This is a genomic window from Micromonospora sp. NPDC003776, from assembly GCF_053605645.1.
Genome location: NZ_JBSGJR010000208.1, coordinates 1 through 10,458, shown reverse-complemented (window position 1 = coordinate 10,458; position 10,458 = coordinate 1). Strand labels below are relative to the sequence as shown.

Below are 10,458 nucleotides of genomic sequence, written 5' to 3'. Positions count from 1 at the left end.
CGCGTACGAGACGGCTGGCGAGGGGCCGCCGATCGTCCTGGTCGGTGGGGCGTTCAACGACCGGGGCACGGTCCGTCCGCTGGGTGCCGCGCTGGGAGCCCGGTGCCCTGGCGGTACGCCGGTGAGCGCCACGCTGCGCCCGGCCGGCACCGGGGACCTCGACCGGATGCGCCGCTGGCGCAACCACCCGCAGGTGCGCGGGGTGAGCCTGACCCAGCACGAGATCGGTCCGGAGGAGCACCTCGCCTGGTGGGAGGCGGTCCGCACCGACCCGGACCGGCGGGTGCTCGTCCACCTGCACCAGGGCCGCCCGGCCGGCGTGGTCACCTTCACCGGCGTGACCTCGCCGGACAAGGCCCTGACCTGGGGCTTCTATCTCGACATCGACGGCCTCGAGGAGCGCGGCGAGCTGCTGCCGGCCTGGCTGGGGTTGCAGCGGGCGGCCGTCGCGCACGCCTTCGACACGCTCGGGGCCCGGACCCTCGGCGGGGAGACCCTCGCCGACAACACGCCGGTGCTGGCGCTGCACCGACGCTTCGGTTTCCGGATCGTCCGCCGTTACCAGCGGGAGATCGACGGTACGCCGCGCCAGGTGGTGTGGACGGAGATGAGCAGGGGAACATGACCAGCACAGTGAAGATCGGGCCGCACCTGGTGGGCCCCGGCGAGCCGCCGCTCGTGGTCGCCGAGATGTCCGGCAACCACAACGGCAGCCTGGACCGGGCGCTGCGGATCGTGGACGCGGTGGCGGAGAGCGGCGCGCAGGCGCTCAAGCTGCAGACGTACACCCCGGACACGATCACCATCGACCACGACGGTCCGGCCTTCCGGATCTCCGACGGCCACGACCTGTGGGGCGGGGAGAACCTCTACCAGCTCTTCCGGCGCGCGCACACCCCGTACGAGTGGCACGGGCCGATCTTCGAGCGGGCCCGCCGGCACGGGCTGACGGTGTTCTCCTCGCCGTTCGACCACAGTGCGGTGGAGCTGCTGGAGGAGCTGGGCGCGCCGGCGTACAAGATCGCCTCGTCGGAGCTGGTGGACCTGCCGCTGATCCGGCTGGTGGCGACCACCGGCAAGCCGTTGGTCATCTCCACCGGCATGGCCACCCTGGCCGAGATCGACGCCGCCGTGCGCGCGGCCCGCGAGGGCGGCGCCGACGGCGTGGTGCTGCTCGCCTGCACCGCGTCCTACCCGGCGCCGCCCCAGGACAGCAACCTGCGCCGGGTGCCGGTGCTGGCCGACGCCTTCGGCCTGCCGGTCGGGCTGAGCGACCACACGCCGGGGATCGGCGTGCCGGTGGCGTCGGTGGCGCTGGGCGCCTGCCTGATCGAGAAGCACGTCACCCTGGCCCGGGCCGACGGGGGCGTGGACTCGGACTTCTCGCTGGAGCCGGCGGAGCTGGCCGCGCTGCGGGTGGAGACCGAGCGTGCCTGGGCGGCGCTGGGCAGCGCGATCGTCGGACCCACCCCGACCGAGCGGGAGGGCCTGCGGTTCCGCCGCTCGCTGCACGTGGTCGCCGACGTCCGCGCCGGCGAGCCGGTGACCCGGGAGAACGTCCGGTCCATCCGGCCGGCCGGGGGGCTGCACCCGGACGAGCTGGACCGGGTGCTCGGCCGGACCTTCGCCCGCGACGTGCCCCGCGGCACCCCGCTGGCCTGGGACCAGATCTGACCGACGGCAACGGGGGCCCGGGAAGGCGCACCTTCCCGGGCCCTCGTCGTCGGCGGCGGTTTCGGCCGGCACACCGCTCCGGCCGGGACCGCCCGCCGGTCAGCCGTCGACGGTGACCAGGCGGACGAACTCCCGCAGCAGGTCGTGACCGTCCCACACCGGCGCGAAGGTGAGCGCGGCACCGAATGGCACGATCCGGTCCACGCCCCGGCCGCCGAGGCGACGGGCCAGCTCCACCAGTTCGTCGCGGGTGAAGCCGAAGTGGGTGAGGGTCTGGTCGCGCCGCTGCACGAACGGCACCAGCTCGGCCAGGTCGGGCACGGTGACGAAGGGAAAGGTGCCGGCGCCCAGCCAGTGCCGGGGGGTGGCCCCGACGCCGGTCAGCTCCAGGGTGGCCAGGGCGTTGCGGTGGAACGTCATCCGCCGCACTCCCCCGTCGGCGGCCAGCCCGTACGCGCCCACCCGCTTCTCCACCGCCATCGCCGCGTCGACGTCCCAGCCGCGGTCGCGGACCACCTCGTCGAGCAGCCCGATGAACTCGGCGCGCACCTGCTCGGCCGGTTCGGCCGCGCCGACCAGGAACACCGTGCGCGGCGAGGCGCAGGCCGCCTGGTCGAACCAGTACGCGTCGTTGGCGAACGCGATGGCCGCGTCCCGGCGCCGCTGCGGCGAGGCCGCCGCCCAGCCGGGCACCGACAGCACGGCGAAGGAGGACCGGTCCGGGAAGGTGAGGTCGCGGGCGGCCGGGGCGAGCGGGTGCCGCCGCAGTGTCTCCACCGCCCGGTCGCCGCCCCAGATGACGCGCAGGTCGCACGCGGCGCTCAGCCGCGCCGTCACCGCGTCGTCGTGGCCGTAGGTGACCATCAGCTGGGTCCGGGCCACCACCGGGTCGGCGTCGGCGAGGCCGGCGTTGAGCACCTCCAGCACCGCGTCGGCGGCCGCCGCGGAGCGCGGTGACACCCGGACCACGTTGGTGTTTCCGGCCAGCGCGGAGAGCGCCCACGAGTAGACGAAGATGGTGTCCACGTTGGCCGGTGGGACGTGGAACACCCGGCCCCGGGGGAAGGCGAGGGTGTCCGGCCCGAGCGCGCCGCGCAGCCGGTCGACCGCGCGCAGCAGCTCGCGGCGGCGCAGGAAGAAGCCGAGCGACCCGAGTTCCGGGTGCCGCCGGGCCAGCGCCGGGGCGAGCAGCCGGCCGGAGACGCCGGCCAGGAAGTCCACCATCCGCGGGTCGCCCACGGTCAGCGGCTCCGGGCCGTCGGTGGCCAGCAGGTCCGCCACCGGCACCGTCCCGCCGGCGGGGAAACGCATCCGGACGGTCACGCCGTACCTCCCTGATAGGTGTCGCTGCATCCGCGCGCCTCGGCCCGGGGCAGCCGGCCGAGCACGCTGAACCGCTTGCCGGGCCAGTGCCCGTCGTCGACGCCGTGCACCACGCCGAGGTCCTCGGTGAGCAGCACGTGCCCCGGGTACGAGGTGGGCAGGGTGCTCACCACCTCGATCACGCCCGGGGTGCCGACCGGCGCCTCCCGCCAGGTCACCGGATCGCGGATGATCACGTCGGCGAAGTCGGGGCAGTAGAGCGAGCCACCCTCCGGGCCCTCCAGGAAGACCGTGCCGATCTGCTCGACCATGCCGTAGAAGTTGTGGATCCGGGTCAGCCCGGTGTCCGTGCCGAGGCGGCGGCGGAACTCGGTGTTGTCGACGGCCCGGTCGGCGAGCTTCTTCCAGCCGCCGGAGTGCACCAGGATGCCCTGGGACAGGTCGAGCCCGTGCGCGCGGGCCACCTCGTAGAGGTACGTCCAGACCATGAAGGTGAACCCGAAGATCAGGAACGGCTCGCCGCCGTGCCGGTCCAGGAACGCCCGCAGCGCGTCGACGTCGGGCCGGTCGTCGGCGTCGAGCAGCCAGAGGTGGTCCCGGCCGAAGTTCACCATGCCGAGCGCCCCGGCGCCCCGGGCCGAGTAGGAGCGGCGGTCGCCCACCACGCCGGCGCGGTCCACCACCAGCATCGGCAGCCGGCGCGGCCCGAGCACGGTGGCGAGGGTCCGGGCGAGCATCCGCGACTGGGTGGCCGCCGCCTCCCGGTCCAGGTGGATGCGGCTCACCTCGCCGGTGGTGCCGCTGGAGGTGAGCACCCGGATCACCTGGTCCTCGGGGACGCTCACCAGGGTGCGGGTCTTGAACAGCCGGACCGGCAGCCAGGGCAGGTCGGCCACGGCCGCCGCGTCGTCGGTGGCGCCGAGGGCGTCCAGGATCCGGGCGTACGGCGGGCAGGCGCGCCGGTGGTGGGCCACCAGCGCGGTCAACTCGTCGCGCAGCCGCTTCTCCTTCTCGGGTTGGGTCAGTGTGAACACGTCGGTCAGCACCGCTCCTCCAGGGCTCGGTAGTCGGGCTTGCCGGTGGCGGTCAGCGGCAGGGCGTCGACGCTGCGCACCAGTACGCCGGAGGAGTGGGTGCCCAGCCCCTCGGCGACCTCGGCGCGGATCCGGGCCAGCCGGTCGTCGTCGGCGCCCTCGGCGATCACCACGAGGCGGTCGGGGCCGGCCACGGCCGCGACCGGGCCGTGGTGCCCGAGGGACCGCTCGACGTCGTCGAGGTTGACCCGGACGCCGAACACCTTGGCGATCCGCTTGATCCGGCCGGTGACGTGCAGGAAGCCGTCGTCGTCCAGGCGGCCCAGGTCGCCGGTGCGCAGCACCCCGCCCAGGTCGTCGCCGCGGGCCAGGTCGGCGGCGGTCTCCGCGTACCCCATCATCACGTTGGGGCCGCGGTAGACGATCTCGCCGGTGCGCCCGGGCTCGGTGGTCTCGCGCCCGTCTCCCGGGTCGACGGCGATCGCGCCACCGGGCACCGGCCGGCCGACCGAGCCGAGCTTCTCGGGCAGCCGGTCGGCGGCCAGCACCGTCATCCGGGCGGTGGCCTCGGTCTGCCCGTACATGACGAAGAGCCGGCCGCCCACCGCGGCCATCCGCCGGTGGAAGTCCTCCACCAGGTCGGGGTGCAGCCGCCCGCCGGCCTGGGTGAGCGTCTGCAGCCGGGGATGGCGGGCCGGATCGAAGCGGAGCCGGCGCAGCATCTCGTACTGGTAGGGCACCGCGGCCAGCGAGGTGACCCCGTGCCGGTCCACGGCGGACCAGAAGCCCCGGGCGGTGAGGGGGTTCTCCTCGACCAGCACGGTGGCCCCGGCGTGCAGGTGGCTGGTGAGCACCGACAGGCCGAAGGTGTAGTGCAGCGGGAGGCTGGTCGGGGCCACCTCGTCGCCGTCGAGGCCGAGCGCCGCCGCGATCGCCGCCGCGTTGGCCAGCACCGCCGTGCGGGACAGCCGGACCAGCTTGGGGCTGCCGGTCGAGCCGGAGGTGGTCAGCAGCAGCGCCAGGTCCGGGTGCGGGGCGGGCCCCGGCTCCCCCGCCCGGCGCTGGTACGCGCCCAGCCGCGGGTCGGTGCCCGGGCGGTAGCCGGGCAGCGGTTCGGCGCCGGCGAGCAGCACCGCCGGGCGGAACCGCTCGGCCAGGTCCGCCAGCCGGTCCGCGCCGGTACGCGGGTCGATCAGCGCGACCGGACGGCCGGCCTGCCGCGCGCCGAGGAAGCGCAGGATGCCCTCCACCGTGGTCGGCATGGCGGCCAGCACGACGCCGGGCGGTTCCCGGTCCAGCGCGGCGGCGAGGTCGGCCACCCGGTCCCGCAGCGCGGCCCCGCCGAGCGTGCCGCCACCGGCCGCGTCGACCAGGCGGGCGTCGGGATGCAGCAGGCCGGTCACGGGGTGAGCCCGCCGTCCACCCCGACCACCTGGCCGGTCACGAAGCTCGCCGCCGGGGAGAGCAGGAACGCGACCACCTCGGCGACCTCCTCCGGTTCGCCGAGCCGGCCCAGCGGGGTCGCCGCGGCCCGGGCCTTGCGGCCGTCCGCGTCCAGGTCGGCCAGCAGGTCGGTACGGATGAACCCGGGCGCCACGGCGTTGACCCGGATGCCGACCGGGCCGAGTTCCTTGGCGGCGGCCCGGGTCAGCCCCTCGACGGCGGCCTTGCTGGCGGCGTAGACCGCCTGGCCGGCGGCGCCGGCCGTGCCGACCAGCGAAGCGGTGAGCACCGCCGCCGGCCGTCGCCCGCGCCGCAGCAGCCGCGCGCCCTGTTGGAGGGTGTGCGCGGCGCCGGCCGCGTTGACCGCGAAGAGCCGGTCGATGGTCGCGTCGGCGACCGAGCCGAGCAGCCCGGCCTCGTGCACCCCGGCGTTGACGACCAGCGCGTCCAGCCGACGCCAGCGGGCGAAGACGGTCCGGGTCAGCGCGCGTACCTGTTCGGGGTCGGCGACGTCGCCGGCCACCGCCAGGTGCGGCCCGCCGGGCAGCGTCGCGGCCACCTCCTCGGCGGCGCCGAGGTCGCGGCCGTGCACCGCGACGGCGTACCCGTCGGCGGCGAGGCGACCCGCGACGGCCCGGCCGATCCCCCGGGTGGACCCGGTGACCAGCGCGCAGCGCGCGGGGGCCGGTTCAGTCGGTGAGGGCGACACCGTGCTTCTCCAGGATCTGCCGCGCACGGTCGAAGGAACTGAGGTCGATCACCTCGTCGGTGTCGAGCATGACCCCGAACTCGTCCTCGATCGCGGCGACCAGCGACATGTGCGCGAGCGAGTCCCACTTCTCGTTGCCCCGATATTCCAGATCGTCCACCGGAAATTCACCTGGCAATTCCAGGGCGTTACGGAACACGCTCCTGAGCTGTTCAAGTTCCATTGCGGATCTCCTCGCTCACCGGCTCGCACGGCCGGGTCGACGGCCGAGTGTAGCCGAGGAAAAGTCGGGCCCATCAGGACGATGACCTGCGAAAAAGTGTTTGCCCGCAGGGCGGTTGGCATTCACCCGACCAGCCACGGGTGTTCATCATCGGGCGTCGGGATGTTTACCCACCGCACCTAGCGTGCCATCCCATCCAGCAGATCCAGGAACGGAGCACCAATTGAGTGCTTTGAATGGCTCGTCCATTCTGATCACCGGCGGAACGGGCTCCTTCGGGAAGACCTTCCTCCGACACGTCCTCGCCGAGGCCGCGCCGGCCCGGGTGGTGGTGTTCTCCCGGGACGAGCTCAAGCAGTACGAGCTGCGCCAGGAACTCGGTGACGACCCGCGGCTGCGCTGGTTCATCGGTGACATCCGGGACCGGCACCGGCTCACCCGGGCGATGCACGGCGTCGACCACGTGGTGCACGCGGCCGCCCTCAAGCAGGTCGACACCGCCGAGTACAACCCCTCGGAGTTCATCGCCACCAACATCACCGGCTCGCAGCACGTCGTCGACGCGGCGATCGAGGCCGGGGTGCAGAAGGTCATCGCCCTCTCCACCGACAAGGCGTCCAGCCCGATCAACCTGTACGGCGCCACCAAGCTGGTCGGCGACAAGCTCTTCATCTCGGCCAACCACTACGCCGCGCACCACCCGACCCGCTTCGCCGTGGTCCGCTACGGCAACGTGATGGGCAGCCGCGGCTCGGTGGTGCCGCTGTTCCGCCGCCTCGCCGCCGAGGGCAAGAGCCTGCCGATCACCGACAAGCGGATGACCCGGTTCTGGATCACCCTGGACCAGGCCGTGCGGTTCGTGCTGGACTCGTTCGACCAGATGCAGGGCGGCGAGCTGTTCGTGCCGCGCATCCCCAGCATGCGCATCCTCGACCTGGTCGAGGCGGTCGCCCCGGACGCGACCACCCACGAGGTCGGCATCCGCCCGGGCGAGAAGCTGCACGAGGAGATGATCGCGCCGGACGACAGCCGCCGGACGCTGCGCGCGGCCGACCGGTTCATCGTGCAGCCGACCATCGCCACCTGGGGCTACCAGCCGCCGGCCGGCTGCGAGCCGGTCCCGGACGGGTTCGCCTACCAGTCGGACCGCAACGACCAGTGGCTCACCCCGGACCGGCTGCGGGAGATGCTGGGGATCAACGCGTGACGGCGATGCTCCCGTACGGCCGCCAGTCCATTGTGGCGGAGGACGTCGCCGCCGTCGCCGAGGTGCTGCGCGGCGACTGGCTCACCACCGGCCCGCAGGTGGCGGCGTTCGAGGACGACCTGGCCGGCTGGACCGGCGGGGTGGGCTGCGCGGTGGTCGCCAACGGCACCGCCGCGCTGCACACCGCGTACGCGGCGGCCGGGGTCGGTCCCGGCGACGAGGTGGTGGTGCCGCCGATGACCTTCGCGGCCACCGCCAGCACCGCCGTCGCCCTCGGCGCCCGGGTGGTCTTCGCCGACGTCGAGGAGGAGACCTTCACCCTCGACCCGGCGGCGGCCGCCGCGGCGGTGACCTCGCGTACCCGGGTGGTGTCGGCGGTGGACTACGCCGGCCACCCGGCCGACTACGACGTCCTGCGGTTGACCCTCGCCGGCAGCGACGCGCTGCTGCTCGCCGACGCCGCCCACTCGATCGGCGCCCGCTACCACGACCGGCCGGTCGGCTCGCTGGCCGACCTGACCACCTTCTCGTTCTTCCCGACGAAGAACCTCACCACCGCCGAGGGCGGGGCCGTCGTGGCCACCGACCCGGCGGTGCTGGAGCGGGCCCGCCGGTTCCGCAACCACGGCCTGGTCCGCGACCGGGCCGAGCAGCGCTGGCCGGACGAGGGCGGCTGGCACCAGGAGGTGCACGCCTTCGGCCTCAACTACCGCCTGCCCGACGTGCTCTGCGCGCTCGGCCGCAGCCAGCTGCGCCGGCTCGGCGACTTCCTGGCCGCCCGGGAACGCCTGGTCCGCCGCTACGACGAGGCCCTCGCCGACCTGCCCGGGGTGCTGCTGCCGGCCCGCCGCTCCTGGGCCCGGCCGGCCTGGCACCTGTACCCGATCCGGGTGCTCGACGGGCGGCGCCGCGAGGTCTACGACCGGATGCGCGCCGCGGGCGTCGGCGTGCAGGTCAACTACATCCCGGTGCACTGGCACCCCGCCTTCGCCGACCTCGGCTACCGGCGCGGGTCCTGCCCGGTCGCCGAAGCCTTCTACGCGCAGCAGCTCTCCCTGCCGCTGTACCCGGGGCTCACCGACACCGACCAGGACCGGGTGGTCGACGCCCTCACCGCCGCCCTGCGCGGGTCCCCGGCCCCGAGCGCTGCCTGAGACGGACACCGATGCATCACGCCAACCACTTCTACGGCCACGCCCACGTGCTGGCCCGGTACTGCGGGCTCGGCGACCGGCACCCGCCCCGGATCAACGGCTACCTGCAGCACGGCTGGAACATCGGCGACGGGCTGGCGCCCGGCCACCCGTACGCCGAGCGGACGCCGAGCCTGCTCTGGTCGGAACAGACCCGCCGCCGGGCCTGGGCGGTCGGACGGCGCAACGTCGTGGTCGTCGGGGCGCCGTTCACCTACCTGCTCGCGCTGCGGCCCGCGGAGCCGGAGCCGGTGGAACGGGAGGGGACCATCTGGTACCCGTTCCACGGCTGGGAGGGGCAGCACGTCAAGGGTGACCACCGGGAGCTGATCGCCCGGATCCGGGACACCGAGCCCGGCCCGGTCACGGTCTGCCTCTACTGGCACGAGTACGGCATGCGGCGGGTGCGCCGGCTCTACGAGCGCGCCGGGTTCCGGGTCATCTGCCACGGCTACCGCGGGCACTGGTGGCGGGACACCGACCCGCTCTTCCTCGACAAGCAGCTCACCGAGCTACGCCGGCACAAGCGGGTCGCCTCCAACCGGCTGACCAGCGCCATCTTCTACGGCATCGCCGCCGGCTGCGAGCCGGCTGTCTACGGCGACCCGATGGTGCTCGCCGACGAGGACCCCACCTTCGGCGGCACGGCCCGCATCCGCCGCCAGTGGCCGGAGCTGCACGGCGAGTCGGTGGACCTGCCCACCGCCGTCGAGATCGCCCGCGCCGAACTGGGCGCCGACCACCGCTGCGCCCCGGCCGAACTGCGCGAGCTGCTCGGCTGGGCGCACCTCCAGGAGAACGACGTTGACGACTGACACTGCCCACGCCCGGCGGATCACCCTGCCCGGCGGCGAGATGCTGGCCTGGTCCGACCTGCGTACCGACGGGCCGGCCGGCGGCGGCCCGCTCGCCGCGCTCGCCGCCCGCGTGGTGCCGGCCGGCGCCCGGGTGCTGCTGGCCGGGCCGCACGAGCCCGCGTTCCTCGACCGGTTGGCGCACGCCGAGGTCACCTGCCTGCTCCGCAGCCACCTGGACGGGGTGGCGCTGGCCAACCTCGCCGGTGACCGCCCGGTGCGGGTGATCGTCGGTGGGCCCACCGGGCTGCCGGCCGGGGAGACGTACGACGTGGTGATCGCGGGATCGGGGCTGGACCCGGTGGAGTCGGTCGAGGGCACCCGGCTCGGCTGGGACGGCGTGCTGGCCACCCTGGCCGGCGCGCTGCGCCCGGGCGGCACCCTGCTGCTGCGCCTGGACAACCCGGTGGGCCTGCACCGGATCGTCGACCTCTCGCCCTGGTACGCCGACCGGGACGACGCCGCGTGGACCATCGACGGGGTGCTGGACGCCGGTCACCCGGCCAACCTCGACCAGCTGCGCGGCCGGCTCACCGACGCCGGCCTCACCCCCGACGGCTGCTTCGCCGGGTACCCGCACCCGGCGGCGATGACCGCGCTGGTGGCCACCGGGGAACTCGACAGCGGCACCTCCGCCGGGCTCTTCGACGCCGTGCTGCACGGGGCCTGCGCGGGCGGGTACGCGGACCGGTCGGTGCTCCAGGACCCGGCCCGGCTGGCGGTCGACGCGCTGCACGCCGGGCTGGCTGAGCCGTCCGGCCCATCCTGCCAGCCAGGTCGGGTCAGGCCCGGCTGATC

At 74.5% G+C, this 10,458-nt stretch carries 10 protein-coding genes and 1 pseudogene; 6 read left to right on the top strand and 5 right to left on the bottom strand.

The genetic code is table 11. The annotated features are described in order from the left end of the window. The first annotated feature begins 121 nt into the window (after positions 1-121). Both ACWEVO_RS18220 and pseI read left to right on the top strand, forming a co-directional pair. The gene (locus ACWEVO_RS18220; protein ID WP_452308709.1) at positions 122-625 is read left to right on the top strand and encodes a GNAT family N-acetyltransferase; all 504 of its coding nucleotides are present in this window, start codon (positions 122-124) and stop codon (positions 623-625) included. Continuing rightward, positions 622-1,674, top strand: coding sequence for a pseudaminic acid synthase (gene pseI, locus ACWEVO_RS18215; protein ID WP_452308707.1), 1,053 nt, complete (start codon positions 622-624; stop codon positions 1,672-1,674). Before ACWEVO_RS18220 ends, pseI begins: the two co-directional genes overlap by 4 nt. A gap of 99 nt (positions 1,675-1,773) precedes the next feature. Here pseI and ACWEVO_RS18210 read toward each other — a convergent pair whose 3' ends face one another. From ACWEVO_RS18210 to ACWEVO_RS18190, 5 genes are read right to left on the bottom strand one after another with little or no spacing between them, the layout of a single operon-like run. Then, a complete protein-coding gene (locus ACWEVO_RS18210; protein ID WP_452308706.1) occupies positions 1,774-2,997 on the bottom strand; it encodes an acyl-CoA reductase in 1,224 nt (407 codons plus the stop codon). After that, the gene (locus ACWEVO_RS18205; protein WP_452308705.1) at positions 2,994-4,043 is read right to left on the bottom strand and encodes a LuxE/PaaK family acyltransferase; all 1,050 of its coding nucleotides are present in this window, start codon (positions 4,041-4,043) and stop codon (positions 2,994-2,996) included. Before ACWEVO_RS18205 ends, ACWEVO_RS18210 begins: the two co-directional genes overlap by 4 nt. Next, positions 4,037-5,434, bottom strand: a complete 1,398-nt coding sequence (locus ACWEVO_RS18200) for an AMP-binding protein (RefSeq protein ID WP_452308704.1) — start codon at positions 5,432-5,434, stop codon at positions 4,037-4,039. The genes ACWEVO_RS18205 and ACWEVO_RS18200 overlap by 7 nt, the downstream gene beginning before the upstream one ends. After that, complete coding sequence (locus tag ACWEVO_RS18195) at positions 5,431-6,183, bottom strand: SDR family NAD(P)-dependent oxidoreductase (protein ID WP_452308703.1); 753 nt, start codon at positions 6,181-6,183, stop codon at positions 5,431-5,433. Before ACWEVO_RS18195 ends, ACWEVO_RS18200 begins: the two co-directional genes overlap by 4 nt. Next, complete coding sequence (locus ACWEVO_RS18190) at positions 6,164-6,406, bottom strand: acyl carrier protein (protein ID WP_452308702.1); 243 nt, start codon at positions 6,404-6,406, stop codon at positions 6,164-6,166. The genes ACWEVO_RS18195 and ACWEVO_RS18190 overlap by 20 nt, the downstream gene beginning before the upstream one ends. A 223-nt stretch (positions 6,407-6,629) precedes the next feature. Between ACWEVO_RS18190 and pseB the strand changes: the two genes are divergently transcribed. The 4 genes and pseudogenes from pseB to ACWEVO_RS18170 all read left to right on the top strand — a co-directional run. Beyond that, entirely contained in the window at positions 6,630-7,613 is a 984-nt protein-coding gene (pseB, locus tag ACWEVO_RS18185; protein ID WP_452308701.1) for a UDP-N-acetylglucosamine 4,6-dehydratase (inverting), read from the top strand. A gap of 5 nt (positions 7,614-7,618) precedes the next feature. Beyond that, positions 7,619-8,767 carry a DegT/DnrJ/EryC1/StrS family aminotransferase gene (locus ACWEVO_RS18180; RefSeq protein ID WP_452308708.1) on the top strand — a complete coding sequence of 383 codons (1,149 nt, stop codon included), beginning with the start codon at positions 7,619-7,621 and terminating at the stop codon, positions 8,765-8,767. 11 nt (positions 8,768-8,778) lie between these two features. Further along, positions 8,779-9,621 (top strand): hypothetical protein, encoded by an 843-nt coding sequence (locus tag ACWEVO_RS18175; RefSeq protein WP_452308700.1) that lies wholly within the window; start codon positions 8,779-8,781, stop codon positions 9,619-9,621. Then, positions 9,611-10,426, top strand: a pseudogene (locus ACWEVO_RS18170) (class I SAM-dependent methyltransferase); the annotation flags it as partial. The gene ACWEVO_RS18175 and the pseudogene ACWEVO_RS18170, both read left to right, overlap by 11 nt. Between the last annotated feature and the right edge of the window lie 32 nt (positions 10,427-10,458).